Source organism: Advenella incenata (assembly GCF_004217095.1).
Lineage (GTDB): Bacteria > Pseudomonadota > Gammaproteobacteria > Burkholderiales > Burkholderiaceae_B > Advenella > Advenella incenata.
The window spans coordinates 460,142-486,841 of record NZ_SHKO01000003.1 but is presented as its reverse complement, the minus strand read 5'-3'; the positions used below and the strand labels follow the sequence as shown (position 1 = coordinate 486,841).

Genomic DNA, 26,700 nt, shown 5'->3' with positions numbered 1-26,700 from the left:
GTGATGCCGCGACCGATGCCGCACGATCATTATCTCAAGGACTATTCATGATGCAGGCCATCGCCCGCCTGAGCCAATTCGTTGGCAAGACATTTGTCATATGGGTATTGCTGTTTGCAATACTGGCTTTTTTCAACCCTGCCAGCTACGCCTGGCTAGGTAAATATATTGTTCCCCTGCTCGGCATCATCATGTTCGGCATGGGCCTGACGATTTCCAAAAACGACTTTGCCGAGGTGTTCAAGCGCCCTGGTACAGTGGCCATTGGCGTACTTGGACAATTCATTATCATGCCGGGACTGGCCTGGCTGCTGGCCACCGGCCTGAACCTGAGTCCTGAAGTGGCCGTTGGTGTGATCCTGGTCGGTTGCTGCCCGGGCGGCACCGCTTCGAACGTCATGACGTTTTTGGCACGCGGCGATGTCGCCCTATCCGTGGCGATTACTTCTGTCACCACCTTGTTGGCGCCGATCGTCACACCGGGGCTGATCTATCTCATGGCCAGCCAGTGGCTGGACGTGAGTGCTGCTGCCATGTTCTGGTCAATCGTGCAAGTGGTGATTCTGCCTATCGGGCTGGGGCTGATTGCCCAAATGGTGCTCAAGGAAAAAGTGCAGGCCGGCGTGGCTGCGCTGCCCCTGGTCTCGGTTGTGGCCATTGTCGCCATTGTTGCGGCTGTGGTCGCCGGCAACCAGGAAAAAATTGCCAGCAGCGGCCTGGAGATTTTTGCCGTCGTTATCCTGCATAACGGTCTGGGTCTGCTACTGGGATACTGGTTGGCAAAATTGTCTGGCCTGAGCGTCGCACAGCGCAAGACGCTGTCTATTGAAGTGGGTATGCAAAACTCCGGCCTGGGCGCCGCACTGGCGACGGCCCACTTCTCACCGGCAGCCGCTGTGCCAAGCGCGATTTTCAGCGTCTGGCACAACATTACCGGACCACTGGTCGCAACCCTGTACCAGCGCTTCAAGAACGGTGATGCGACCTCCGAAGCATCGGAAGATAAGGGTCGGTCATAGGTCGTTACCACGTATCCGGCCCAGGCTGAGCGCGTTTTGTTCAGCCTGGGCATTTACAGCGTTACCTACTACTATAAGTTCACTGCATTTTTACCCAAGCAGTGACTGCAAACCTCCCAGCGGTGCTCATACGAAGTTGCGCTTCGCACCTGGCAGCATTCATCTTCAGAGTGTGCCCTGTGCCGCAATCACGACTGTAATTACTCATTCTCGTTGCACACATCTTCTTTACATCTCTCTCTTATCTCTCTTCTTCTTTACGCATCTTCTATCAGCCGCTTGCCCAACACCACAACCTCTGCCTGCTCGTAACCCAACGCGCGATAGAAATCCTGCACGCTGCTGTTGTCGAGTCTGATCATGAGCTGGATTTTCGGACAACCTTTGCTGCGCAGCCTTTGCTCTGCCTGCTGCACCAATTTTTTGCCCAGACCTTGCGACTGATACTGCGGCAACACGGAAAGATAATAAATCCAGCCGCGGTGCCCGTCATAGCCGGCCATCACGGAACCCAAAAGCAGCCCGTCCCGCTCGGCCACAATAAACAGCTCGGGCTCCTGCTGCAGCTTGCGCTCGATATCCTTATGCGGATCGTTCCAGGGCCGGGTCAGGCCACAGGCCTGCCATAGCGCCACCGTCTGTTCGGTATCATCGGGATGAAACTGTCTAAATTGAATCTGCATGTGCCTTGTGCTCACGGTTATGGGTTTGTTCCGGACACAAAAGAATATCATAAGCGCCGTTGCACGCAGCATCGGTTATCAATCACAAACGCAATAGGTTGATACCCGATTATCCACAGCCGGCGCCGCAACCGGATCGCTAAACGGATAAGTATATTTCCCCCGGAGCAATTAAATCATGCTTATCTTTTATTTCCCTCGGGACGATACCTTGCTTAACATCGTCAGATTCTTGGGAGAATAAACATGAGCTACAGTCAGACACAAAACGTTGAAGCACCCTACTCATCGTTCAACTTGCTGCGGGTTGCCGGCCATATCGGTGCCGAAATAGAAGGGCTGCGCATCTCGGGCGATCTGCAGCAAAGCGTCATTGACGATATCGAGCGGGCTTTACTCACGCACAAGGTGATTTTTTTCCGAGGGCAGACGCATTTGGACGATGGTATCCACCAGGCGTTTGGCGCGCGCTTTGGCATAACCGAAGCGCATCCGACCGTCCCCTCCCGGCAAGGAACCCGCCTGTTCGAGCTAGATGCCTCCAAGGGCGGCGGCCGCGCCGACTCCTGGCATACGGACGTCACGTTCAAGGCACACTACCCTAAAATCGGCATTTTGCGCGCCGTTACGGTTCCCGCATACGGCGGCGACACGGTTTGGGCCAATACTGCACGCGCTTATGACAGATTGCCGCCCGAACTGCAGGCGCTCGCCGAACAGCTATGGGCCGTTCACAGTAACGATTACGACTATGCCAAAGACCGTCAGGAGTTGGATAAGGCAAGACTTGAACACCACAAGAAGGTGTTTATTTCTGATCTGTACGAAGCCGAACATCCGGTCGTCCATGTTCACCCGGTCACCGGAGAGCGCGCCCTGCTTCTGGGCCATTTCATCAAATCGCTGAAAAACTTTTCAACCAGTGAATCGGCCCGCGTATTTGACTTGCTGCAAAGCCGCGTCACGCGGCTGGACAATACCGTGCGCTGGCAATGGCGGCAAGACGACGTTGCCATGTGGGATAACCGCGCCACGCAGCATTATGCAGTCAACGACTACGGAGATCAGCCCAGGGTTGTACGACGCGTGACGGTCCAGGGCGGTCCTGCGATATCGACCCAGGGGCAACGCAGCCGCACAAAAACCGCGCCACAGGACAGTGCGCATGCAGCGCTCACCAGCGACGCTGTCGCGACCGGATCGGCTACTGAGCCGGCCCTGACGTTCTGAACCAAGTGAGCGACCATGAACGACGGATCCAATAAATACCGCCAAACCAGACGCCACGCGTTGCGTACGATGGCCGCGGCCGGACTCTCTGTGGCCTTGCCACCCTGGGCCATCGCATCCGGCAAAAAACCGCTGGACGGCATCACCCTGAATGTATCCACGTTCAGTGCAGCATACCCCGTTCTCTTACGCCAGTGGATTGGCGAGTTCGAGTCGCTGACCGGCGCCCGGGTCAATTTTGACACGCCGTCCTTTCCGGTCTATAACCAGCGCACCGATCTGGAACTTTCAACGAAAGGCGCGGCCTATGATGTTGTTAACGTGACATTCATCTACTCCAGCAGATGGATTAATTCGGGCTGGCTGACCCCGCTTGACGAGTACATCGCCGATCCCAATCGCACGCCCGCCGGATGGGATATCAATGATTTTGTGAAAGGCGCGCGCGAAGCAGAAACCGGCAGGGACGGCAAGCTATACGGCGTACCCTGGACATCGGAAGCGCTGCTGCACGTGTCTTCAAGATTCGACCTGGTACAGGAGGCGGGCCTTGATTTTCCAGACACCACCGATGACCTGGTCAAGGTGCTGCGCGCGGTAAACAAAAAAGACAAAGTGGCCGGCTTTGTAGCGGACAATCATTACGGTTGGTCTTTTGTTCCTTATCTGCACGCTTTCGGCGCTGACATTTTCCGCCAGGTACCCGACGATCTGATGCCAACGCTGAACACCCCGGAGGCGGTCGCCGCGGTCGAATACTATGCGGGCCTGATCCGCGAGTTCGGCCCAAATGGCGCCCTGAGCTATACGCCTGACCAGGTGACGCAGGCGCTCAAGCAGGGACGGGTCAATTTTTCAGATCATGGGCAACTTTACCTGGCACAACTGGGTGATCCGAAATCAAGCCGTACCTTGCACACAGTCAAGTTCGGATTGACGCCCAAAGGGCCGGCTGGACGCTTTCCCGGCACCAGCGTACATGGCCTGGGGATTCCGGCAGGTTCCAAAAACAAAGAGGCTGCCTGGACATTCATCCAATGGGCCCTGTCAAAAGAGACAACAGCCAAAGCCGTTGCCGCCGGCTATGGCTCACCTGCGCGCTTGTCGGATATCAAGTCGGAGGCGTTTCGCAAACGCCAGCTGATTAATGGTTCGGATTTGGCACAACTGGCGCTCGAGAGCATTGACATGGCGTCCGCCAGCGGCCATATGAAATATCGCACCGTTTCGGTCTATCCCCAGATCGATCAACAGATCAACAAAGTGATTCCTTTGGTTGTCACTGGTCAGTTGTCTGCAAAGCAGGCGCTGGAACAGGCCCAGACTCAAGCGGTGGCCCAGTTGCGCCGCTCGGGTATCAAACTGTCATGAGATCGACCATGCGTGCCAACGCCTCCTGCCAGCCGGTTTCGTGGGAGCAGTCTCGCAACAGGTCCTTCATGTTGGGCCTGCTGCCCGCCCTGGCTGTGCTTCTGGTGATTACACTGGCGCCTGCTGTAGCGCTTTTCGCGACCAGCCTGACGCCTCTTAGTCTGGTGAATCCGGCAACCTCATTCAATTTTTCCGATCCGCTGGTCAATTTCCGCCAGCTTATGCAGGACGAACGGTTTCTTGGCTCCGCCATCACCCAGTGCAAGCTCTCGCTCCTTACGGTTGCCATGCAACTGACGGCAGGCACAGGCCTGGCCTTGCTACTTAACGGAAAGTCGTCCGTTCTGCAGTATGCACGCAGCGTCTTTTTGATTCCCATGCTGATTCCACCTGTGGTGGTGGCGTTGATATGGAAGATCATCTACTCGCCTGACATCAGCCCCATGCACCGGCTGCTTGAGTTTTCGGGATTGACGCTGGAGGCGCTCACGACCAACCCACATACCGCGTTATGGGCGATTGCGGTTGCAGACACCTGGCAGTGGTTTCCATTTACGCTTCTGATGATACTGGCGTCGCTGCATATGCTGCCGGCCGATCCCGTGGAGGCGGCAAGAATGGACGGAGCAAGCCGGCTACAGGTTCTGAGGTACATTGTGTTGCCGCATATCCGGCCCGTGCTTGTCGTTTGCGGACTGTTCCGCCTGATAGACAGTTTCAAGGCTTTCCCGCTGATCTATATCCTGACTGACGGCGGCCCCGGCAATGTCACCGAAGTGAGCAACTATTACGGATTCACCCAAGCCTTCAATTTTTCATATTGGGGATACGGCAGTGCGATCGCCGTGCTTATTCTTGCCGGCGTATTCATCTTGAGTCTGATTGTCACCCAATTTCCCCGGAACTCACATGACCCAATCAAAAACACTTGAGCAATACCGGCCGGTGCTGGCAGCGCATAGTTTTGCTTGCTCTGCACTGCGCTATTGGGCAAGAGGCCTGACCGGCTTCGTTCAGGTGCTGCGCCGCCATGCCCGCGCCATCACTGCGCTACTTGTAATGCTTGTGATTATGCTGCCTGTCATATGGACGATTCACCTGGCATTCAAACCGGCACTGGAGATTTTTGACACAACGCTCGGGTTCGTACCGACGCTGGAGAATTTTCAAAGCCTGCTTGCCGATGGCAGCTTTCTAACGGCACTGGGTAACAGTGTGGTGGTGAGCGTGCTGTCCACCGCGTTTTCCATGTTGCTGGGAGTACCTGCGGCATATGTGCTGACTCGCTGGAAGTTCAAGGCGCGCAAACAGATCGCCCTGTGGATTCTGGTTACCAGAATGGCGCCTCCCATCGCATTTACCATTCCATTTTTTCTGGCCTTTCGCTGGTTGGGACTGCAAGATACGCTGGCCGGGCTCACGCTGATCTATATGACCTTCAATCTGGCCATCGTTATCTGGCTGATGCAGTCCTTTTTCGCGTCTGTTCCCACCAGCCTGGAGGAGGCAGCGTGGCTGGACGGCTGTGGCGTATGGTCAGGATTCTGGCGCATTACCCTGCCCCTTGCAGCACCAGGCCTGGCCTCTACAGCGATCCTCTGCTTTATCTTCGCGTGGAGTGATTTTTTCTACGCCCTGGTGCTCACCCGGACACAGGCCGTCACGGCTACCGTTGCCATTGTCAACTTCCTTCAGTACGAAGGCTGGGAATGGGGAAAGATCTCAGCCGCAGGCACACTGGTGATGCTGCCGGTGTTGCTATTTATGGTGATTATCCGGCGCTATTTGGTGCATGGCCTGACCGCAGGCGGAATCAAGGACTGACTTTGGAAACACATTATGTCTGCTATTAAATTACAGAATCTGGAAAAACACTACGAGAACCGCAAGATCCTGCACGGCATCGATCTTGACGTAGAAGATGGCGAGTTTGTCGCGTTAGTGGGCCCCTCCGGTTGCGGAAAATCCACGCTGTTGCGTACAATCGCCGGTCTGGAATCATTGTCAGCCGGTACGATCACGCTGGGTCAGCGTGTACTGAACGACGTGGCGCCCAAAGACCGTGATATAGCCATGGTATTTCAGAACTATGCACTCTATCCTCATTTGACCGTGCGAGACAATTTGGGATTCGCCCTTAAGATAAAAGGCGTTGACCGGCAGACTCGATCTGCCCAGGTGACACAGGTTGCGGCAACGCTGGGACTGGAGCAGCAACTGGATCGCTATCCACGCCACTTGTCTGGCGGACAACGCCAGCGCGTGGCCATGGGACGGGCAATTGTTCGTCGTCCTGCCGCCTTTCTGTTTGATGAGCCATTGTCCAATCTGGATGCAAAACTGCGCATACAAATGCGTACGGAGATCAAGGCGCTGCATCAGAAGCTGCGTACCACCACCATTTATGTCACCCATGATCAGGTCGAAGCGATGACCATGGCCGATCGCATCGTTGTATTGCGCGACGGACGGATCGAGCAGATCGGTACACCACTGCAGTTATATGATCGCCCAATCAATGCATTTGTTGCCGGTTTTATCGGGTCCCCAGCGATGAATCTGATCCGTGGAAATTTGCGCATAAGTGAAGATGCATCCTGTGTGCTGACTGAAGAGGGATTTGAACTGCCCATACAAAATGTCTCATCCGGTGCCCGGCAGGCGCAATCAGTCATTTACGGTGTCAGGCCCGAACATTTGCGCATAGTAGAGCAAGCGGGTCTTGAGGCCCGGGTCCTCGTCATTGAACCGACCGGTAGCGAAACCCATGTCGCTGCCAGGCTGGGCAACAGCGATATTCTTATTTCACAACGGGAGCGATTTTGTCAGGACATCGGCAGCCCGATCCGGATTTTGCCGATTGTCGAACAGGCTCATCTGTTCGATGCCGACACAGGGCAACGATTAAATTAAGAAACTGCCAGAGGTGATTCAATAGGATACGGTTTTAACCACAACGGTGAGCAGGACCGTCACCGTTGCATGGGTGCCTACCAGCGTACGCGCGGCGGGTCTTTCCATTCGCTGGCCAGCCCCAGTCTGGCCGACTGGGTCGCCGACAATTTCAGCTGCTTGAACAATGCCAGAGAAGCGCGTTCAAAGTCAAAAGAGCGATTTACAATTCGGGTTCTGATACGTTGAGATTTATTTGAATCCGACACAGTCTTTCTCCTGTTCAACGTTATACAGTTACTGAGCAACGCAGGGGCAACGCGGCGGCATGCTGGCGGGCGACCTGTGACAATGCGGCAGTGCACGATCAACGTTATTGCGCTTCGGGCGACCACGTCCGGTTCCCTGTTTAAGTCAGGTCAATATAGCATTGTCAACGCTAGCGCATCAAGTATGAATTTCATAAAAATTAGTCATTATTCTTATATCTTTATTAGGATTACTTTATCGATCAGCATGCTGTGCGAAGGGCAGCCCTGTCCCGCCAGATAAAAAAATACGGACCGCGACAAAGTTGTCGGCGACCCGCATGCGTAAGGACTGGCAGGACAATTGCGCCCCGCCAGCAGCCATTACTTGAAAAGATGCAGCGACCAGGGAAATACGTAGGCCATCAACAACGTAAGCACCCCAACAAACGTACAAAACACGATACTGTGCTTAACAGTAAAGCGGAACAACTCGGACTCACGTCCGGTCAGACCCACTGCCGCGCTAGCGACAGCGATCGATTGTGGCGAGATCATTTTCCCGGTAACACCACCGGTGGTATTGACGGCCACCAGCAGATGCGGGTCCACGCCAATCTGATGCGCCGTGTTCGCTTGCAGTGAAGCGAACAACGCATTGGAAGACGTATCTGAACCGGTAAGAAAAACACCTAACCAACCCAGGAATGGCGCGAAAAATGGAAATGCAGCTCCAGAGCTGGCCAGCACCAATGCGAGCGTCGTTGACAGGCCCGAGTAGTTGGCCACAAATGCAAATCCCAATACGGCACCGATGGACAGAACCGGGTAGCGCAACTCATACAGCGTCTGGCCAAATAACCTGATTGCCTCGCTCGGTTTCATTTTCAGGTAAAACACGGACAGTATTGCAGCAAGCAAAATTGCGCTGCCTGTTGCCCCCAGCAGATCAAGCTTGAACATGGCCTCGTAGGGTGTGTTCTGGACCACAACCGGCGCCACTTTGCCAACTGCATTATGCAGTATCGGAATCGGGAACGAAAACGTGCCCACGCTCAGTACGTTTTTGATGCCTTTGACCGTCCACAATGATACAAAGATTGTCAAAAATACAAATGGCATCCAGGCACGGATAATCTGCACCGCCGAATAGCCCGATGCCGCTTTGTCAGCTTCGTAGGAGCGCATGCCATCGAAAGTGAATATCTCCTTGGGATGCCATACCTTCAAGAATAGTGACAGGCATACCAGGCTCACCAATGCAGATGTAATATCGGGCAGTTCAGGGCCGATGAAATTGGAGGTCAGGAACTGGGTAATGGCAAATGAAACTCCGCCAACCAGCACGGCCGGCCACGTCTGGCGTACACCACGCATACCATCCATCATGGCAACCAGCCAGAGTGGCACGATCACCGAAAGAAACGGCAATTGACGCCCGGCAATCTGCCCGACATGGAAGGGGTCAAGTCCCGAGACAGTTCCGGCTACGATGACCGGAATTCCCATGGCGCCGAAAGCTACCGGTGCGGTATTGGCAATAAGGCACAGGCCCGCGGCATAAAGTGGATTAAAGCCCAGCCCGACCAACAGGGCTGCGGTAATCGCCACAGGCGCACCAAATCCTGCAGCCCCTTCAAGAAAGGCGCCAAAGCAGAAACCCACGAGCAACATTTGCAGTCGCTGGTCAGCGGTCAGCGACGTGACAGACGCCCGGATAATTTCAAATTGACCTGTTTTGACCGTAATCTTGTACAGAAACACAGCCGTGATAATAATCCATGAAATCGGCCATACCCCATAGGCAAAGCCATAGACAGCCGATGTGATGGCCAGTTCTGCCGGCATCCGATAAGCAAAAATCGCCACAAGAATGGCGATCAGCAGGGTCAGCAATCCGGCGACATGCCCTTTGAGTTTTAGAACGGTAAGCGCGAGAAAAAAGAAAACAATAGGTAAAACGGCCAGCAAGGCGGTATAGGCAAGGCTACCGCCCACAGCTGTGTAATTCTGTAACCACATGGTATGAAACTCCTGAGATACAACCGGGTCATATCTTCAGCTTTTCGCTGCCGTGCAGCAACCGGGTATTCCCTACCAGCCCTTGAACCCCTATGCCTGCTGGCGCTCAGTGAATCGGTTCATGCCACGCGGGAATTTATATCACATTTGTGATAACAAAATACTTACTCTGGCCTGAATAAAAAGCGGACGGGACTGCTCCGTCCTAACCTCACCCGTTCACCAAACAAGCGCTCATTTACGCTGTTTTTTTGGATTCGAGCTCCAGTTGTGTTTTATAGCCCGCCAGGTTTTTCTGCTCTTCCTTTTCCAGTGTGGGATAACTCAAATCCAGCGATTGCAATGTCTGCAGCACGGCGTCGGCAACGGCAAGACGTGCATAAGGTTTGTCGTTGCCAGGAATCACATACCATGGCCCGGCTTCGCTTGCCGTATTTTTGATGGTTTCCTCGTAAGCATGCATATATTCGTTCCAGAACTTGCGTTCCTCCAGATCTGCGCTTTCAAATTTCCAGTTTTTTGCCGGGTTATCCAGCCGCTCCAGAAAACGCTTCTTCTGCTCTTCCAGGGAAATATGCAGGAAAAATTTCAGAACCTTGGTGCCATTGCGGTCCATGTGCTTTTCAAAATCACGAATATCTTCAAATCGTTCGTCCCAGATATTTTCTGTCAGGCAGGCTTTGGGCAAATGCTGGCCATCAAGAATGGTGGGATGAACGCGCACCACCAGCGTTTCCTCATAATAGGAACGATTGAACACGCCGATATTGCCACGCTGGGGCAGGCATTTGCTGGTGCGCCACAGAAAATCATGCCCCAGCTCCTCGTCCGAGGGGCGCTTGAACGAATATACTTCACAACCCTGCGGGTTAACACCGGACAGCAGGTTCTTGATTGTCGAATCCTTTCCTGCCGCGTCCATGGCCTGAAAAATCAATAGCAATGACCAGCGATTATCGGCGTAAAGAACATTCTGTAAATCGGCTATGCCTGCCACATATTCCTGCAATCTCTTTTGGGCCGTTTTTTTGTCTGGCTCCACGTCCGGATCTGTACTGCATTTTTTGAGACTGAATTTTTTTCCATTGGTAATGCGAAATTGATCAGAGAAACCGGCTTCGGGCAGTTCAGCCATCAAATGCTCCTTGAAGATTAGGCAGGTATACAAGCTAATTAGGTGAAATCTGATTCTACTGTAACATCGCTGAAGTCCTGCTGCGTTCATGCCGTTGAGCAAGAATCGCTGGCGCCGGCACTGTACTTGCCATGTGTATAAGTGCTATTGATCAAATAGTGATCAGAAATCGAAAAGACTTTCAATATCATACACTTGTGAATGTTTTACAGAATTATTAAAATCCTATCCACATCATTCTCAACATATTCTGTTGATAAGCGGGACTTCTGTCCACACAAGGATAAAGTTGTGGGTAACATGTGGTCAACGTGTGATTAAGTATTGAATAACTATGGCGACCGTAATCAAGCTGCTTTTGATCGTTATCATCCTCTGGTGGATTGGACGATTTTTCAGTCCGGCCCTGAACCGGGTTTGGTCCCGCAGCATTGGAGCCGGCTTTGTGTGGATCAGGCAAAACGGCTCGCTCATGATGCGCTGGATCGTTATCGCAGGTGTATTATTGGCGGGATTCATTATTTATCAATGGCAGTAATCAATCCTGCCCTACTGATATTGGCTCTACGATACTGCGGCCATCGCTTCAAACCCAGGCTACGATAACGGTCTGTGCATAACGACAGAATCTATTTTTACTACCGCAAGCGACGGCTCAAGCACGATGACAGGATCAGAGGGCTCGCTTATCGACTAATGGCTTATGATGTGCAAAGATCCATAGTCAGTCCATGGACGCCAACCCAGGTTCTCCTGGCCCCTGTCTGACCGGTTCCGATGGTCTTTTCATGAGCCAGCTCGCATGTGCTTGGCCCGGAAACTGAGCAGGCGCCAGCTCGATCAATGTAACGACCGCTACTATGCCCATATCGAAAAAAAACCGTGCACCGGTTAGACCGGGCACGGCTTTCTACTTATCAGCAGGGTCAGACGCTTATAAAAGCGTTATGACCTTTCGGTAACGCTATCAAGCAACGCCACGTGAGGCACGTTTGCGTTCGTGCTCCAGCAGGTGACGCTTGCGCAGACGGATATTTTTTGGCGTGACTTCCACCAGCTCATCTTCGTCAATGAATTCCACCGCATATTCCAGGTTCAGCTTGATTGGCGGAACCAGGCGCACGGCCTCATCAGTACCCGACGCGCGCACGTTGGTCAGCTGTTTACCCTTGATTGGGTTAACCACCAGATCATTATCACGACTGTGAATACCAATGATCATGCCTTCGTACAGGGCTTCACCCGGCGACACAAACATGCGGCCACGGTCCTGCAATTTCCACAGGGCGTAGGCAACCGCGTCGCCATTATCCTGGCTAATCAGTACACCGTTGCGACGCTCGCCGATACTGCCTTCACGCACAGGCGCGTAGTCGTCGAAAATATGGCTCATCAGACCCGTACCTCGGGTCATGGACAGAAATTCGCTCTGGAAGCCGATCAAACCACGCGCAGGAATGCGATATTCCATACGGGTGCGACCACGACCGTCCGATTGCATGTCCAGCAGTTCGCCCTTGCGACGACCCAGCTCTTCCATCACGCCACCCTGGTGATCATCTTCCAGGTCAACCGTCAGCAGCTCCATCGGTTCGTGACGAACGCCATCAATTTCCTTGTAAACCACGCGCGGCCGCGACACTGCCAGTTCAAAGCCTTCACGCCGCATGTTTTCAATCAGAATCGTCAGATGCAACTCGCCGCGACCCGATACTTCAAAGACGGTATCGTCTCCGGTGTCTCGTACACGCAGCGCCACATTGGATTTAAGCTCAAGGTTCAGGCGATCGCGAATTTGGCGGCTGGTCACGAATTTGCCTTCGCGGCCTGCCAGCGGCGATGTGTTGACCATGAAATTCATGTTCAGGGTCGGTTCATCAATCTTGAGCATGGGCAATGGCTCAGGCTGATTGGGGTCGCACAGGGTGCAACCAATACCGATTTCTTCGATACCGTTGATCAGAACGATGTCGCCGGCGTCAGCGGTGTCAACCTGCTCGCGCTCCAGGCCCTTGAATTTCAATACCTGGTTGACGCGGCCCTTGGTTTGCTCACCGTCTTCACCAAAACAGACCATCACTTCCTGGCCCGGACGAATCCGACCACGGTTGATACGGCCAACGCCGATCTTGCCGACGTAGCTGTTGTAGTCCAGCGAAATGATCTGCAATTGCAGGGGTGCTTCCTTGTCGTCATTCCGCTGAGGCACGTATTGGAGAATCGCGTCAAACAATGGACGCATATCGCCTTCACGAACATCATCGGTCAGACCGGCGTAACCGGTAAGCCCAGAGGCATACACGATCGGGAAATCAAGCTGTTCTTCTGTCGCACCAAGCTTGTCAAACAGATCAAAGGTGGTGTCGATGGCAAAATCGGGACGTGCGCCAGGACGGTCAATCTTGTTGACAACCACAATAGGCTTTAAGCCCAGGGCCAGTGCTTTTTTGGTCACAAAACGCGTCTGCGGCATCGGGCCTTCGACCGCGTCTACCAGCAGCAACACGCCATCGACCATGGACAGTACCCGTTCTACTTCGCCGCCGAAGTCGGCGTGTCCCGGGGTGTCAATAATATTGATGTGTGTCCCTTCATATTCCACGGCACAGTTTTTGGACAGAATCGTGATACCACGTTCTTTTTCAATATCGTTCGAGTCCATGACACGCTCAACCATCGCCTGGTTGTCACGGAACGTACCGGACTGACGTAAAAGCTGATCGACCAGCGTTGTTTTCCCATGGTCAACGTGTGCAATAATCGCAACGTTACGGAGCGCTCGGCTCATAATGTATCTTCCTTTTGTCGTATATTGGACGGCAGCAGGCCGTCCGGTATTTCATTTAGCGGTATCAGGGGTGTCAGCCTGTTTTCCATCTGTTCGAGCTGGTCTATCGTCGTGGCGTCGGTCAGATCGAAAGGGCCGACACGCGTCCTGCGCAAAGCGGTCAAGTGAGCAAAACAGCCCAGTGCCCGACCGATATCCTGAGCCAGTGTCCTGATATACGTACCCTTGCTGCAATCGACAGCCAGCACCATCGACGTTTCGTCCAGGGCCTGCACCTGCAGGTCGTGGATCACCACCGCGCGCGGCTCTCTTTCCAGTACTATTCCCTGACGGGCATATTCATAAAGCGGGCGCCCGTCACGCTTGAGCGCCGAATGCATGGGCGGAATCTGTAGTATTGAACCGCGAAACTGTGGCAATACCATGTCGATTTTTTCACGAGTCACCGATTCGGCTGTCAGTTGTGCCTGTTGTACAACAGTGCCGGTCAAATCACCTGAATCGGTTTCCGCGCCAAACTGCAATGTTGCAATGTAGGACTTGTCAGCATCCAGCATGGTCCCGCAAATTTTTGTTGCCTTGCCAAAACAGCAAACCAGCAAACCGGTCGCAAATGGGTCCAGCGTACCGGTATGGCCCCCTTTTTTCGCATCCAGCATGCGACGCACGCGTTGCAGCGACTGGTTGCTGGAATATCCGAACTGCTTGTCCAGCAAAAGGACGCCGTCGATGTCCTGCCCGCGTTTTCTTCCCATCGCCTGCCCTGATGTTACTTGCGATCGTCTTTGGTGTCCGGTAGCGGATCGACGCTTTCCGGATAGTCTTCCGGCCGGTTGGCGCGGTCGATCAGTTGTGTCATTTCAATACCGCGCGCCAGCTGATCATCATGAAAAAACCGCAGCGTAGGCACAGTATGGATATGCAACATCTTGAACAACAGGGAATGCAGCCAGCCCGCTTTCTCGTTAAGCAGAGCAGTAGCCGCTTCCGGTTCTGCGCCAAGTACGGTAAACCATACTTTGGCATGCGCGTAATCGGCCGACAAATCCACACCGGTCAGCGTAATCAGACCCGAGCGTGACATATCGAGCTCGCGCTGAATCAGCACTGCCAGATCTTTCTGAATCTGCTCGGCCAGACGGACGTTCCGGTTTGCGCCGGAGGATTTATGACGGTTCATAATAATTTACAGTGAGCGGGCAATTTCTTTGATTTCAAAAATTTCAAGCTGGTCGCCAACTTCGATATCCGAATTGTTGCGCAGAGTGATACCGCAATCGAAGCCGGACTTGACTTCCTTGACGTCATCCTTGAAGCGTTTAAGTGATTCGAGCGAACCTGTCCAGTGAACAACGTTGTTGCGCAACAGGCGTACCTGTGAATCGCGACGGACCAGGCCCTCGGTGACCATACAACCGGCCACTTTACCGATACGGGAAATACTGTAGACTTCACGAATTTCAACCATACCGATCACTTCTTCGCGCTCTTCCGGCGCCAGCATGCCGGACATGGCATTGCGAACGTCGTCGACCGCATCGTAAATGATGTTGTAGTAGCGAACATCAATATCGTTGGCCTCGGCCAGCTTTTTGGTGCTCTGGTCTGCCCGGACATTGAACCCGATCACCACAGCATTGGACGCAATAGCCAGGTTGATGTCGCTCTCGGAAATGCCACCAACGGCGGCATGCACAACCTGGACACGCACTTCGTCGGTTGACAGTTTGGTCAGAGACTGCACCAGCGCTTCCTGGGAGCCTTGAACGTCGGTTTTGACGATCAGCGACAATGTCTGCATACCTTCGCCAAGGTTGTCGAACATGGACTCCAGTTTTGCTGCCTGCTGTCTGGCCAGTTTGACGTCGCGGAACTTGCCTTGACGGAACAGCGCGATCTCGCGCGCCTTGCGCTCGTCGACCAGCACCAGCACCTCGTCACCTGCCTGAGGCACTTCGGTCAGACCCTGGATTTCAACAGGAATGGCAGGACCGGCTTTGGTAATAGGTTTGCCGTTCTCGTCAAGCATGGCACGCACGCGACCAAAGCTTGCGCCGGCCAGCAATGCATCGCCACGATTGAGCGTACCGCTTTGAACCAGAATGGTGGCAACCGGGCCACGACCCTTGTCAAGGCGCGCTTCGATCACGATACCTTTGGCTGGCGCATCTACCGGCGCTTTCAGTTCAAGAATTTCAGCCTGAAGCAGCACGTTTTCCAGCAATTCGTCGATGCCCTTCCCTGTCTTTGCCGAAACCGACACAAAGGGAACGTCACCGCCATATTCCTCGGGAACCACTTCTTCAGTAACCAGTTCCTGCTTGACGCGTTCCGGATTGGCGTCAGGTTTGTCGATCTTGTTGACAGCAACAACCATGGGCACACCAGCCGCTTTCGCGTGATGGATGGCCTCTTTGGTTTGTGGCATCACGCCGTCATCGGCGGCCACCACGAGAATGACAATGTCGGTGGCCTTGGCGCCACGAGCACGCATGGCGGTAAACGCCTCGTGACCCGGGGTATCCAGGAACGTCACCATGCCGCCTTCGGTCTGAACGTGATAGGCGCCAATATGTTGCGTAATGCCACCGGCTTCGCCCGAGGCCACTTTGGCACGGCGAATGTAATCGAGCAGTGAGGTTTTACCATGGTCAACGTGACCCATAACCGTCACTACCGGTGCTCGTGGCAGCAACTCTGCATCTGCACCGGTATCACCGATATCCAGGAACGCTTCAGGATCGTCAAGCTTGGCGGCAATCGCATTATGCCCCAGCTCTTCAACCACGATCATGGCGGTTTCCTGATCCAGGACCTGATTGATGGTAACCATCTGGCCCAGTTTCATGAGTTCCTTGATCACTTCGGCGGCCTTGACAGACATCTTGTGAGCCAGATCGGCCACTGTAATTGTCTCGGGCACATGAACTTCACGGGCAATAAATTCGGGTGTGGACGGCTGATTGACCTGAGCGTGCTGATGCTTATTGCGCCCGCGTGATCCACCACGGCCACCAGAAGAGCGCCAGCCGTCTTCCTTGCCTGCGGGGCCAGTTCGTTTTTCAGCAACGGCTTTTTTCCCTCGGGACTGTTCGTCAGACCATTTTTTATCTGTTTCGGCAGGTTTGTGCGCGCCAGGAGCAGCAAGGGTTTTGACATCCTTTTTCCCGGCCTTTTTAGTGGCTTCTGCCCCTTCGGCGACAGGCGTGGCGCGCAGCACTTTCCGCGGCTTGTTCAACATGTCGCGCAGGGCGGCAGCCTCGGCTTCAGCCTGGCGACGCGCTTCGTCGCGACGGGCATCGGCAGCTTCGCTACGCACTGGCACAGGTTTACGGGCGCTCGTTGGCACACGTGATGCGTCTGGCTGACGCGGTTTGGCCTGCTCGCTACGAGCCGTTTCAGGCTTGGCCTGATCCTTGGTGTCTGTGTTGCGCGCCTCGGCAGTTGCCGGTGCACTGGCAGCCGGCACGGGTGTCGCTGCAGTATCTGCTGACGTAGCTGTGCTTGGGACCGATTCTGGTTCAGCAGCCTGTGCCGGCGCCGCAGCAGTTTGCTCGGCAGCCGCCGGTGCGGTCGGCTCAACTGGCGCCGGTTGCGCTTCTTGCGATGGCTGGGCTTTTTCGCCTGCGGATGGCTGGGCTGGCTCGGGCTGTGTTGCCGCCTGTTCGCTGGCCGCTACGGACTCAGCCGCTGGCGACGCTTTCGCTTCGACCGGCGCAGCAGTCGCTACGTGGGCATCGGCAACAGCCGGTGCAGCAACCTGCTCAGTACCGACAGCTTCGTTGGTTTCAGGCGCCTCGGCTGTATCTGGCTTGGCCTCAGTGACATCCCGTTTTACGAAGACGCGTTTTTTGCGCACTTCGACCTGAATAGTCCGCGAACGGCCGGAGCCATCCGCCTGACGGATTTCTGATGTTTCGCGACGTGTAACGGTGATTTTTTTTCCATCTTTTGCACCATGCGCACGACGCAGCGAGTCCAGAAGTTTCGCTTTGTCGCTTTCGGTCACGACATCTTCCACCGATTTCAGATTCACGCCAGCCGAGCGAAGCTGTTCAAGCAACACATTCGCTGGCATTTTGAGTTCGACGGCAAACTGGTTTACGGTATTACTGGGCATTAAGTTCTCTCTTCCCTTACAACGTTTCAATAACTGGCTGATGGCCACTGAGCAAAGTGTGAACTTCGTTATTCAGGGCTGGATCGACAAGGCTGCTGGTGTAGTGTGCATCGCCTGCACGGTGGCCAACCATGGCACGACACACACTCAACAGGGCTACCCCGCAATCACTTTTCTTCGTCATCAAACCAGTGCGCCCGGGCGCGCATGATAATTTCGCTGGCCTGTTCATCTGTCATACCCGTGATTTCAGCCAGTTCGTCGGTCGCAAGTTCGGCCAGATCATCAAGCGTTGCCACGCCGGCGTCACCCAAAGTGGTAACCAGTTCCGGGGTCATGCCTTCAAGATCCAGCAAATCCTGCGCTGTTTCAACCCGCTCTTCCTGGGCAATGGCCTCGGTCAGCAGGGCAGTACGTGCGCGGTTGCGCAATTCGTTGACGGTTTCTTCATCGAAACCATCTATTTCCAGCAATTCCTGAATAGGGACATAAGCCACCTCTTCCAGTCCGGTAAAGCCTTCGTCAATCAGAATATCAGCCACCTGCTCATCGACATCCAGGCGCTCCATAAACATGGCGCGCTGGCCTGTGCGTTCTTCCTGCTGGCGGTTCTGATTTTCTTCCGGAGTCATGATATTGATCTGCCAACCGGTCAGATCAGAAGCCAGACGCACGTTCTGACCACGCGAACCAATCGCTTTTGGCAGATTTTCAGCGTCGACAACAACGTCCATGGCATGCTTGTCTTCGTCCACAACAATGGATTCGACAGCGGCCGGCGCCAATGCGCCAATCACGAACTCGGCCGGTTCGTCAGCCCACAATACGATATCGACCTGCTCTCCGCCCAGTTCGTTACGAACGGCGGTAACGCGCGAGCCGCGCATGCCAACGCATGTACCGATGGGATCAATACGCTTGTCATAGGCCACAACTGCAATTTTAGCGCGAAGTCCGGGGTCACGGGCCGCTGCCTTGATTTCCAGCAAACCCTGTTCAATCTCGGGAACTTCGTTTTCAAACAGCTCGCGGATAAATTCGGGTGCGGTGCGGGACAGCAGAACCTGTTGTCCTCTTGCCGTGCGGTCAACCTTGGCTACCCAGGCGCGAACCCGGTCGCCGACGCGCAGATTCTCTTTGGGAATCATTTCGGAACGAGGCAGGCGCGCTTCAATCTTGCCCGTTTCAATAATGGCATCACCCTTGTCGAGCCGCTTGATGGTACCGGAAATAATGGTCTCGCCACGATCCAGGAAATCATTGAGCACCTGCTCTCTTTCGGCATCGCGAATTTTCTGAATAATGGCCTGCTTGGCAGCCTGAGCCCCGATACGACCGAGCTCGATTGGCTCAAGCGCCTCTTCAAGATATTCGCCCTCCTGGATACCAGGCTGGATTTCCTGTGCTTCAGACAGCAATTCCTGGCGGTCCGGCTCCTGCAGGCCCGCATCATCGGGCACCACAAGCCAGCGTCTGTAACCCTCATGCGAGCCATTTGAACGATCAATAACGACACGAATATCGGCGTCGTCCTTGAAACGTTTTTTCATCGCAGAGGCAAGCGCATTTTCAAGCGCACCAAATACGACCTCACGCGATACGTTTTTTTCACGTGCCAAAGCATCTACAAGCAGAAGAATTTCGCGACTCATCGCTTTTTACCCTTGAAATCAAGAACCGGATCCAGCTTTGCCTTTTCGATATCATCGAAAGCAAACTCAATTGTCTGTGTCTCGTTCTTTTTAATGTCAAATTCCAGACAGAATGTCTCTGTCGGCGCACCATCTGAACTATCTTTATGCCGCAGAATGCCGGTAAATACCTTGCGATTGTCCTGCGGTTCCCGTAATTTTACTTCCACACGAGCCTGCTGCGCGGCGAACCGATCAAAATCGCGACGTGTACGCAGCGGCCGGTCCACGCCCGGGGACCCCACTTCAAGCCGTTTATATTCGATGTTTTCCACCTCGAATACGCGCGAAAGCTGCCGCGACACCTGTTCGCAGTCTTCGATCGTAATTCCGCCCTCGCGGTCGATCGTGACCCGCAACAGCCCCAGTGCAGCCCGTTCGACATCAACGAGATCAACACCAAGGCCGGCGATTGCCTGTTCGGTAAGTGTGTATAAATCAGTCATACAATAAAAAATGGGCCTTTTCCAGCCCATTGTTGATTACAGCCATGCGCGCAAAAAAAACCGCAGATGCAGCAATTTGCAGATGCAGCCATTTTTTGGCAGCCTACCCGACATTTCCACCTGGCCAGACCCATAAAAGCTGCTTGCCTGTAAAAATAAGGTATACATAGCTGTTTCTGGTTATTGTTTTGGTACCGGGCACGCTACAGAGCACCTTGCCACCCCTCTGGTGTTGCATCTGGTCAAAGACCGAGCAAATCTACCTTGCGGCTACCACTGTGAACACTGCGCAAAACACCTTTTTGTGATGCTCTCAAGACAAACCTGATGAGCTACCCCATCAAGCCACCTTATCAAGCACCCTACCCTATCAAGCACTTAAGGCAAAAACAGGCACAAAACACTAACCAGGCAATTAGTTAATCCGAAATTATAACAGAATAATCAATACTTTACTATTTATTCAGCATAACATCAATTTGGTCTGCGACAGCGTTCACAACAAACCGCCACACCGCAGACCACGCAGCATCCGCCTATCGTCCGTTACGATTGCGACCAATAAATCCCAATTGAGATTCATGGGCCGATGCACCGGAGGGCTGCCATTCATCACGACTACGCGATGACGCCTGGCGGGTATTAGAGCGCCCACTGGCATTGCCACCGCGCCCACCGCCCTTTCCATTGCGGGGCTGCTCGCTCTTGTCGGCTGCTCTTGCACCATTGCGGCCTTCGCCACGCCCTTCGGCAGGCCCGCCTGGACGGCGATTATTGTACAGCCCGGTACCAGCAGCAGCACGACCCTGACGGGGTGCCCCAGCACCAGGCGCCGCTGCACCGCCGGCGCGCCCATGACCATTGTTGCGCCCATGGGCCGGACGAGCGCCCGGCGCATGAGATCGCGTTTTGACCGGCGTCTCAAAGCCCGGAGGCATGGCGTTATCGTGGGAAATAGGCTGGCGGGGTCGACGGCCGTCTGAACTATCTTCTTCTTTGACCAATCCAGTTTGAATCATCAACGCAGTAACCAGCGCCGGGTCCAACTCTTCCCAGCGGCCGCGCTTCAGATTGCGAGGCAGCACGATGTCGCCGAAACGGGTGCGGATCAAACGACTGACCGTCACACCTACCGCTTCGAACATGCGCCGCACTTCGCGGTTACGCCCTTCCTGCAAAGTAACCCGAAACCAGCGGTTACTTCCTTCGCCGCCAATAAATTCCATGCTGGTAAAGGATGCAGCACCATCTTCCAGCACAATCCCGGTAACCAGGCTTTCACGCTGAGCGTCCGTCATCTCTCCGAGCACACGCACCGCGTACTCACGTTCGTTACCAAACCGGGGATGCATAAACCGATGCGCCAAATCACCCGAGGTGGTAAAAATCAGCAACCCTTCGGTATTCAGATCCAGCCTGCCCACAGAAATCCATTTGCCGGTGCGCATTTTGGGCAAACGCGAAAATACAGACGCGCGGCCCTCAGGATCATCATGACTGACAATCTCCCCGGCAGGCTTGTGGTACAGGATAACACGCGGCGGACGCTTGGCATTGGGCCGCATCACCAACTGACCATTAACGCGGACCTGGTCCTGTGACCCGACTCGCTGACCAATATGAGCAGGCTCGCCATTGACCGACACACGGCCAGCGATAATCAGCTCTTCCATATCCCGACGCGAACCGACGCCCGCATCTGCCAGCACTTTGTGCAGCTTGGGATTGACAGCGTCGCTATTGAGAATTTTGTTCAGTTTCTGCTCAAGACGCGCCGTGCCATCAAGATAGGCCAGCGCCTGATCGGCATCCTGCTCATCCTGGGCTGCAGTAAACGGGCTAGCCGCCTGCTCCTGGCGCTCCGGACGTGCCTGGGGCGTGCGCCCCTTGCCGCCGGGCGTTCTCGCTCCTGGTGCACGACGAGGACGCGGCTGCGCTTTCTTCGCTGGCGCAGCGCTCACCTCAGCCGACACTTCCGGCTGTTCCGTTTTTTCCACCACAGCATCGGCGCGACGACGGCGAAACGGCGTGCGCAACTTGCGCCCCTTGCCCTTTTGGCGTGCGTCTGCTTCAGGCGCAGCACCGGTCTGGTCGGCGCCCTGAATGGTAATTACTCTGGTGACAGAATCATTGTCGTATTCGTTTGAACGGTTTGAACGCGTTTCATTTGAATTATTTTCCGCATCAACGTGATCCGAACTATTCATTATGTTGGTAACTCCAAAAAACTATGTTTTATTCTTTAAATCGTCGTTTTGATTATCACTCGCCTCCCGATCTGATGAAATATCATCAGCAGGATCAACGCTATGATCGTCTGGCTGTTCATTTTGTGATGTCGAATCTGGGCTGAACCCAGCCGGCATCTCTTGGGCGGTTGTTGCTGTCTCGTCTGCAACAACCCTCTCTTCGGTCACATCGCCGTGGGCAACGCGCTCTTGAGACTTTCCGGTATTCTGCGCTTGCGCGCCGGCAGCAGGAACCAACCCGTCTGCACCAATCTTGATTTCATCTGATACTTCGCTGATTTCATCCGGTCTTTCATTGACCAATTCCGCTACATCATCAGTCGACTCTACCGCGTCGGCCAACCGATCCGCCGAGCCAGACAAAGCCTGGTCACCAGCACCCTCGGCATCAGAGTCCTCGGCATCAGAGTCCTCGCCATCAGCGTCGCTGTCATCAGAATCCTCGCTATCAGAATCCGCCAACACCGCCTTAGACGCGGTTGAATCAATCTGTGCCGAGCCGGCCGCATCGGGTGCTACCTCGCCAGGCGCAGACGCATCGGAAGCCATCTCCGATTCTACCTGCTCTTGTGCAGACTGCTCCGAGGCCGTGATACTCATATCCAGCCCGGATAAATCCGGCATGCCAGCTTCGCCACTTTCCAGTACAGGCAGGTCATCAAGCGCCTTAAGCCCAAGATCATCGAGAAACTGCTTTGTCGTGCCCAATAACGCCGGACGCCCAGGGGCATCACGGTGTCCTAACACGTCTATCCAGCCGCGCTCTTCTAACGTTTTGATGATTTGTGATGAAACCGTGACCCCGCGAATATCTTCTATGTCTCCGCGAGTGACAGGCTGACGCCAGGCAATAATTGCCAAAGTTTCCATGACTGCCCGTGAATATTTGGGCGGCTTTTCTGGATTCAGGCGTTCTAAATACTTTTGCATCTCGGGCCGGCTTTGAAAACGCCAACCACTTGCCAATTCCGATAATTCTAAACCTTTATCTGCCCATTCGTCTTGCAATACCTGCAACTGTTGCTTAATTACATCATTGTCAATTTCGTCCGATTCAGTAAATAACTTGCGCAAATCCCCTATTCTCATAGGCTCGTCGGCGCACAGCAAGGCGGTTTCTAGGATTTTTCTAGATAAATTCTGGTCCATGATTTGTCGCTTTGTATTATCAGACTTGCATCATAACTCAAAATGGGCTAATATTCTTTTCTTACACAGACGCGGGGTGGAGCAGTCTGGCAGCTCGTCGGGCTCATAACCCGAAGGTCGTAGGTTCAAATCCTGCCCCCGCAACCAGATTTAAAAAATGGCCCAAGTGCATATTAAAAAGCACTTGGGCCATTTTCATTTCCGAACGCCTCACCTTCCTCTTCTTTGTGACGCCCTTTGCCCCAAGATGCCCGCCAGTATTGATTTTACAGTCTGCGTATTGATTGCAAAATTCTCATTTAGTCGCACATCAACATTTGTCTAAACAAAAAACTCCCAATGCGCACTTCCGAGTCTTTCCAAGAAAGGGTGTATCACAGACAACATTGCGCACCGTGACCTCGATGTATCGTCCGGGCATCATTTATTCTTCGATGGCTATCTCGTTCCCGCATTGGCACTGATTAAACAACAATTCAATAGTGCAACTGAACGATATGATGTCGTTTGAGTACTTTCATCTCGAACTCGAACAATTCGATATTCTGCTGACTGAAGACGTGCCAGTCGATTCTTATGTAGGTACACGTTGATTGGCAGGCAATGCTGCCAAAATGCACTCTTTGAGCAAAATTCGGCGCTCCCACCCCGCTTCAGGAGGGTCTTTCGGCAAATGCGTCCGTCAAACTCTTGATATCGGCTGCCGCCGTTTCCAGTAGCCAAGTTTTGAACGCATGAAAACCTGGTGGCATACGGCGATTATTCGGAACACATAAGAAGTAGCCCCGCTCCAGCATAACTGGTGGCGCAAATGGCACAGCCAATTGGCCCGAAGCAATTTCTTGTCGGACCAGGCATTTCTGCACTAATGCTACACCCATATCGGCAATTACTGCACGAACAAGAATAGACACTTGGTCGAAACCCTGAGCGAGATTCGGCGTGATTTGCTTGCCTCCCACCTGCTGTAACCATTGGGCCCAATTCCCCGGGGCGGTAGTATGAAAAAGCAAAGGCTCGCTGGCTAAATCTTCGGGCCGACACCACTGCCCTGCTTTGCGACGCTGACTCAGCCTGCCAGGATGGCAAACGGGAACAACTTCTCGCCCGATAACATAACTGCAATCCAGTCCTGGCCACTGCTGAGGCCCTAGGCCGGTAAGGATCGCAGCATGGGGGGTGTCGCCACGGAAATCCTCATCTTTTCGGTATGGTATGAACCGAAGCTGCACCTGGGGGTAAATATCTTGAAACATTTTGAGTTTTGGCACAAGCCACACAGCGGCAAAAGTGGGAACAACCGCCAGACTTATCGGTTCATTCAGTGCACTTTCACGCAAGGTGGCACTCACCGCTTCTATTATTTGCAGTGGTTCTTTCACCGCTTCGAGAAGCTGATTGCCGGCGGCCGTTAGCCACAAGCGGTGCGCGTCACGTTGCAATAATGGCCGGCCAAAATGCGTTTCAAGGCGGGACACGGCTCGACTGATCGCCCCCTGGGTTACGCAAAGCTCCTGCGCGGCCCGCGAAAAACTTCCCAGACGCACCACTGCCGCGAATGCGTGTAGCTCAGACATGGATGGTGAGTGCATGCGCATTTTAAAGCCCTCAGAATGGTCCGCTGTTTCGATTGTATGACAAACAGTCATACTACGATACCAGATTGTCGTTTGACACCACTGAGGGAGAAACCGGACACTAAGCTGGCATTCAATCAACTTTGATATCCATGGATAAAGACATGACAATCAAGAAACAAAAAATCGTCGCATACGCCGCAGTGATCCTATCTGTTTCGGCGACTGCCGTGAGTACGGCTGCACAGGCCAGGTTTCCAGACCACCCGATCAGGCTGATCGTCCCTTTCTCACCTAGCGGCTCAACAGATCTTTCCGCCAGACTCATCGCCGAGTATGCAAGCCACGAACTCGGTCAAACCATCGTTGTGGAGAACCGGGCAGGCGCAGGTGGTTCACTGGGCATGGAAACGGTAGCAAGAGCAAAAGCCGACGGCTATACCCTGGGCATGGCCACAATGAGTACCCACGGTTCGAACACGGTCGCATACGGAGATCGCCTCAAATACGATCCCATCAAGGATTTTTCCCCGATTACCAATGTTGCAACCGTACCTAGTGTGCTGGCAGTAAACCGGAACCTGAAAGTGAAAACCATTCAGGAATTTATCGCGTTGGCCAAAGCCAAGCCAGGCACAATCACTTACGCATCGCCCGGTGTAGGGTCACTGGGAAATGCCAACATCGAGCATTTTGCTTCTCTCGCCGGTATCAAACTGCTCCATGTTCCCTATAAAGGATCTGGGCAGGCAATGAACGACGCGTTGGGCGGACAGGTTGACGCCATCACCGATAATCTTCCCTCCGCGCTTACTCACATCAAGACTGGCCGACTCCGCGCCCTCGCATTATTGTCCGACAAAAGATCGCCAGTGCTGCCTGATGTCCCTGTATACAGCGAGATAGGTTTGCCTCAAATGGGCACCGGCGGCTGGTTCGGTATCGTGGCGCCAGCGGGAACCCCACCAGACGTGGTCCAGACACTTAATTCAGCCGTTCATGTGGCAATGAAAAATCCGGACTTCATCAGTAAAATGAAAGATGCAGGCGCCACACTCATTCCGAATACACCCGAAGAATTTCAGCTTCAGATTCAACAAGCAGTGGAGCGCTATCGAGCGGTCGGAAAAGTTGCAGAACTGGGCGGGAAGTGAACATGAGTCTAAATCCATACTCACTGCACAGCCCAGTCAAAGATGCCATTGCGCTAATCTGCGATTCCCCGCATAGCGGAACAGATTACCCCGCTGACTTCGGCTATGCCGTACCGCATCATATATTGCGCTCAGCAGAGGACACGCACGTAGAAGCGCTTTGGAACGCCGTTCCCGCAATCGGTGGCACACTGCTTGAAGCCCATTTTCCACGTAGCTATATTGATTTGAATCGCACGCTGGAGGATATCGATCCCGCACTGTTGGATGCAGACTGGCCAACCGATCTTAACCCTGGCGAGAAAACGCGCATTGGATCGGGATTAATCTGGCGAACAGTCAAACAAACTGAGCCCATCTACTGTCGGTTACTTTCTGTGAAAGAAGTGCAGCAACGTATTGACCGGTGCTACAAGCCATACCATGAGGCACTGAGAAACTCCGTCGAACGTGCGCATGCTGCGTTCGGGGCTGTGTGGCACCTGAACCTGCACTCCATGCCGAACAACGCGTACGAGCGGCTACAGATCCAGAGTTCACGTCCTCTTGCAGACTTTGTGTTAGGCGATCGAGATGGAACAACTTGCGACCCTGCTTTCATGGCGCTCATTGAAGAGCATCTGCGCGCACGCGGCTACACCGTTGCCCGCAATGATCCTTACAAAGGCGTCCAGCTCATCGCGAACATAGGGAATCCCTCGAAAAAGCGCAACAGCATGCAGATTGAGATCCGCCGCCCACTCTACATGGATGAAACGACAAGAGTCAAAAATGCAAACTTTCCTATTGTGCAACAGGACATTCGGGACTTGCTGATCAAGATTGAAACGTTCATCCGTAGCGCGATCAAGTAGTTCGACCCACAACGCGACGCGAGCAATATGACATCACACGGTATCTCCAAGCACAGGAAAATCACCGCCCTG

At 53.8% G+C, this 26,700-nt stretch carries 21 protein-coding genes and 1 tRNA gene; 10 read left to right on the top strand and 12 right to left on the bottom strand.

All coding sequences use genetic code 11. From position 1 onward, the window contains the following. Window positions 1-50 precede the first annotated feature (50 nt). A complete protein-coding gene (locus EV681_RS18405; protein WP_128395091.1) occupies window positions 51-1,019 on the top strand; it encodes a bile acid:sodium symporter family protein in 969 nt (322 codons plus the stop codon). A 257-nt stretch (window positions 1,020-1,276) separates the two neighbouring features. On the opposite strand, the gene EV681_RS18400 is transcribed toward EV681_RS18405, so the two are convergent. Next, window positions 1,277-1,702: a GNAT family acetyltransferase gene (locus EV681_RS18400; protein WP_128394686.1), complete on the bottom strand. Its 426-nt coding sequence runs from the start codon at window positions 1,700-1,702 to the stop codon at window positions 1,277-1,279. A 246-nt stretch (window positions 1,703-1,948) separates the two neighbouring features. Between EV681_RS18400 and EV681_RS18395 the strand changes: the two genes are divergently transcribed. From EV681_RS18395 to EV681_RS18375, 5 genes are read left to right on the top strand one after another with little or no spacing between them, the layout of a single operon-like run. Next, window positions 1,949-2,932, top strand: coding sequence for a TauD/TfdA dioxygenase family protein (locus tag EV681_RS18395; RefSeq protein ID WP_130304815.1), 984 nt, complete (start codon window positions 1,949-1,951; stop codon window positions 2,930-2,932). Window positions 2,933-2,947: 15 nt separating this feature from the next. Beyond that, window positions 2,948-4,303, top strand: a complete 1,356-nt coding sequence (locus EV681_RS18390) for an ABC transporter substrate-binding protein (protein WP_128394688.1) — start codon at window positions 2,948-2,950, stop codon at window positions 4,301-4,303. 8 nt (window positions 4,304-4,311) lie between these two features. After that, entirely contained in the window at window positions 4,312-5,235 is a 924-nt protein-coding gene (locus EV681_RS18385; protein WP_242612320.1) for a carbohydrate ABC transporter permease, read from the top strand. Further along, the gene (locus EV681_RS18380) at window positions 5,213-6,127 is read left to right on the top strand and encodes a carbohydrate ABC transporter permease (RefSeq protein WP_128394690.1); all 915 of its coding nucleotides are present in this window, start codon (window positions 5,213-5,215) and stop codon (window positions 6,125-6,127) included. Before EV681_RS18385 ends, EV681_RS18380 begins: the two co-directional genes overlap by 23 nt. 15 nt (window positions 6,128-6,142) lie before the next feature. Further along, window positions 6,143-7,216: an ABC transporter ATP-binding protein gene (locus EV681_RS18375; protein WP_130304813.1), complete on the top strand. Its 1,074-nt coding sequence runs from the start codon at window positions 6,143-6,145 to the stop codon at window positions 7,214-7,216. 611 nt (window positions 7,217-7,827) lie between these two features. Here the strand turns inward: EV681_RS18375 and EV681_RS18370 are convergent. Together EV681_RS18370 and EV681_RS18365 are read right to left on the bottom strand one after the other, a co-directional pair. Next, on the bottom strand, window positions 7,828-9,465 hold the full coding sequence (locus EV681_RS18370) for a lactate permease LctP family transporter (RefSeq protein WP_130304812.1): 1,638 nt from the start codon (window positions 9,463-9,465) through the stop codon (window positions 7,828-7,830). Window positions 9,466-9,703: 238 nt separating this feature from the next. Beyond that, window positions 9,704-10,600: a polyphosphate kinase 2 family protein gene (locus EV681_RS18365; RefSeq protein ID WP_130304811.1), complete on the bottom strand. Its 897-nt coding sequence runs from the start codon at window positions 10,598-10,600 to the stop codon at window positions 9,704-9,706. A 334-nt stretch (window positions 10,601-10,934) separates the two neighbouring features. On the opposite strand from EV681_RS18365, the gene EV681_RS18360 reads away from it, so the two are divergent. Next, on the top strand, window positions 10,935-11,138 hold the full coding sequence (locus EV681_RS18360) for a hypothetical protein (protein ID WP_130304810.1): 204 nt from the start codon (window positions 10,935-10,937) through the stop codon (window positions 11,136-11,138). 429 nt (window positions 11,139-11,567) lie between these two features. Here the strand turns inward: EV681_RS18360 and typA are convergent, their stop codons facing one another. The 8 genes from typA to scpB all read right to left on the bottom strand — a co-directional run bounded on the left by typA (window position 11,568) and on the right by scpB (window position 23,043). Next, complete coding sequence (gene typA, locus EV681_RS18355; protein WP_128394694.1) at window positions 11,568-13,388, bottom strand: translational GTPase TypA; 1,821 nt, start codon at window positions 13,386-13,388, stop codon at window positions 11,568-11,570. Beyond that, complete coding sequence (gene truB, locus EV681_RS18350) at window positions 13,385-14,143, bottom strand: tRNA pseudouridine(55) synthase TruB (protein ID WP_128394695.1); 759 nt, start codon at window positions 14,141-14,143, stop codon at window positions 13,385-13,387. The genes typA and truB overlap by 4 nt, the downstream gene beginning before the upstream one ends. Before the next feature lie 14 nt (window positions 14,144-14,157). Further along, window positions 14,158-14,568, bottom strand: a complete 411-nt coding sequence (gene rbfA, locus EV681_RS18345; protein ID WP_128394696.1) for a 30S ribosome-binding factor RbfA — start codon at window positions 14,566-14,568, stop codon at window positions 14,158-14,160. A gap of 6 nt (window positions 14,569-14,574) precedes the next feature. Beyond that, window positions 14,575-17,508: a translation initiation factor IF-2 gene (infB, locus tag EV681_RS18340; RefSeq protein WP_128394697.1), complete on the bottom strand. Its 2,934-nt coding sequence runs from the start codon at window positions 17,506-17,508 to the stop codon at window positions 14,575-14,577. Between the two features lie 167 nt (window positions 17,509-17,675). Then, window positions 17,676-19,160, bottom strand: coding sequence for a transcription termination factor NusA (gene nusA, locus EV681_RS18335; protein ID WP_130304809.1), 1,485 nt, complete (start codon window positions 19,158-19,160; stop codon window positions 17,676-17,678). Then, a complete protein-coding gene (gene rimP, locus EV681_RS18330; protein WP_128394699.1) occupies window positions 19,157-19,645 on the bottom strand; it encodes a ribosome maturation factor RimP in 489 nt (162 codons plus the stop codon). Before rimP ends, nusA begins: the two co-directional genes overlap by 4 nt. 536 nt (window positions 19,646-20,181) lie before the next feature. Then, on the bottom strand, window positions 20,182-21,852 hold the full coding sequence (gene rluB, locus EV681_RS18325; protein ID WP_341273448.1) for a 23S rRNA pseudouridine(2605) synthase RluB: 1,671 nt from the start codon (window positions 21,850-21,852) through the stop codon (window positions 20,182-20,184). A 21-nt stretch (window positions 21,853-21,873) separates the two neighbouring features. Next, window positions 21,874-23,043: an SMC-Scp complex subunit ScpB gene (gene scpB, locus EV681_RS18320; RefSeq protein ID WP_130304808.1), complete on the bottom strand. Its 1,170-nt coding sequence runs from the start codon at window positions 23,041-23,043 to the stop codon at window positions 21,874-21,876. Window positions 23,044-23,113: 70 nt separating this feature from the next. Here scpB and EV681_RS18315 point away from each other — a divergent pair. Then, window positions 23,114-23,190 (top strand) — tRNA-Met (locus EV681_RS18315). A gap of 506 nt (window positions 23,191-23,696) precedes the next feature. On the opposite strand, the gene EV681_RS18310 is transcribed toward EV681_RS18315, so the two are convergent. After that, window positions 23,697-24,620 carry a LysR substrate-binding domain-containing protein gene (locus EV681_RS18310; RefSeq protein WP_242612319.1) on the bottom strand — a complete coding sequence of 308 codons (924 nt, stop codon included), beginning with the start codon at window positions 24,618-24,620 and terminating at the stop codon, window positions 23,697-23,699. Between the two features lie 164 nt (window positions 24,621-24,784). Between EV681_RS18310 and EV681_RS18305 the strand changes: the two genes are divergently transcribed. Both EV681_RS18305 and EV681_RS18300 read left to right on the top strand, forming a co-directional pair. Next, window positions 24,785-25,774: a Bug family tripartite tricarboxylate transporter substrate binding protein gene (locus EV681_RS18305; RefSeq protein ID WP_130304807.1), complete on the top strand. Its 990-nt coding sequence runs from the start codon at window positions 24,785-24,787 to the stop codon at window positions 25,772-25,774. A gap of 2 nt (window positions 25,775-25,776) precedes the next feature. Continuing rightward, on the top strand, window positions 25,777-26,628 hold the full coding sequence (locus EV681_RS18300) for an N-formylglutamate amidohydrolase (RefSeq protein WP_130304806.1): 852 nt from the start codon (window positions 25,777-25,779) through the stop codon (window positions 26,626-26,628). Window positions 26,629-26,700: the final 72 nt, after the last annotated feature.

Excerpts from the sequence above, each read along its gene's own strand:
- EV681_RS18405 (WP_128395091.1), top strand. The coding sequence starts at position 51 with ATGCAGGCCATCGCCCGCCTGAGCCAATTCGTTGGCAAGACATTTGTC.
- EV681_RS18400 (WP_128394686.1), bottom strand. The coding sequence starts at position 1,702 with ATGCAGATTCAATTTAGACAGTTTCATCCCGATGATACCGAACAGACG.
- EV681_RS18395 (WP_130304815.1), top strand. The coding sequence starts at position 1,949 with ATGAGCTACAGTCAGACACAAAACGTTGAAGCACCCTACTCATCGTTC.
- EV681_RS18390 (WP_128394688.1), top strand. The coding sequence starts at position 2,948 with ATGAACGACGGATCCAATAAATACCGCCAAACCAGACGCCACGCGTTG.
- EV681_RS18385 (WP_242612320.1), top strand. The coding sequence starts at position 4,312 with ATGCGTGCCAACGCCTCCTGCCAGCCGGTTTCGTGGGAGCAGTCTCGC.
- EV681_RS18380 (WP_128394690.1), top strand. The coding sequence starts at position 5,213 with ATGACCCAATCAAAAACACTTGAGCAATACCGGCCGGTGCTGGCAGCG.
- EV681_RS18375 (WP_130304813.1), top strand. The coding sequence starts at position 6,143 with ATGTCTGCTATTAAATTACAGAATCTGGAAAAACACTACGAGAACCGC.
- EV681_RS18370 (WP_130304812.1), bottom strand. The coding sequence starts at position 9,465 with ATGTGGTTACAGAATTACACAGCTGTGGGCGGTAGCCTTGCCTATACC.
- EV681_RS18365 (WP_130304811.1), bottom strand. The coding sequence starts at position 10,600 with ATGGCTGAACTGCCCGAAGCCGGTTTCTCTGATCAATTTCGCATTACC.
- EV681_RS18360 (WP_130304810.1), top strand. The coding sequence starts at position 10,935 with ATGGCGACCGTAATCAAGCTGCTTTTGATCGTTATCATCCTCTGGTGG.
- typA (WP_128394694.1), bottom strand. The coding sequence starts at position 13,388 with ATGAGCCGAGCGCTCCGTAACGTTGCGATTATTGCACACGTTGACCAT.
- truB (WP_128394695.1), bottom strand. The coding sequence starts at position 14,143 with ATGGGAAGAAAACGCGGGCAGGACATCGACGGCGTCCTTTTGCTGGAC.
- rbfA (WP_128394696.1), bottom strand. The coding sequence starts at position 14,568 with ATGAACCGTCATAAATCCTCCGGCGCAAACCGGAACGTCCGTCTGGCC.
- infB (WP_128394697.1), bottom strand. The coding sequence starts at position 17,508 with ATGCCCAGTAATACCGTAAACCAGTTTGCCGTCGAACTCAAAATGCCA.
- nusA (WP_130304809.1), bottom strand. The coding sequence starts at position 19,160 with ATGAGTCGCGAAATTCTTCTGCTTGTAGATGCTTTGGCACGTGAAAAA.
- rimP (WP_128394699.1), bottom strand. The coding sequence starts at position 19,645 with ATGACTGATTTATACACACTTACCGAACAGGCAATCGCCGGCCTTGGT.
- rluB (WP_341273448.1), bottom strand. The coding sequence starts at position 21,852 with ATGAATAGTTCGGATCACGTTGATGCGGAAAATAATTCAAATGAAACG.
- scpB (WP_130304808.1), bottom strand. The coding sequence starts at position 23,043 with ATGGACCAGAATTTATCTAGAAAAATCCTAGAAACCGCCTTGCTGTGC.
- EV681_RS18310 (WP_242612319.1), bottom strand. The coding sequence starts at position 24,620 with ATGTCTGAGCTACACGCATTCGCGGCAGTGGTGCGTCTGGGAAGTTTT.
- EV681_RS18305 (WP_130304807.1), top strand. The coding sequence starts at position 24,785 with ATGACAATCAAGAAACAAAAAATCGTCGCATACGCCGCAGTGATCCTA.
- EV681_RS18300 (WP_130304806.1), top strand. The coding sequence starts at position 25,777 with ATGAGTCTAAATCCATACTCACTGCACAGCCCAGTCAAAGATGCCATT.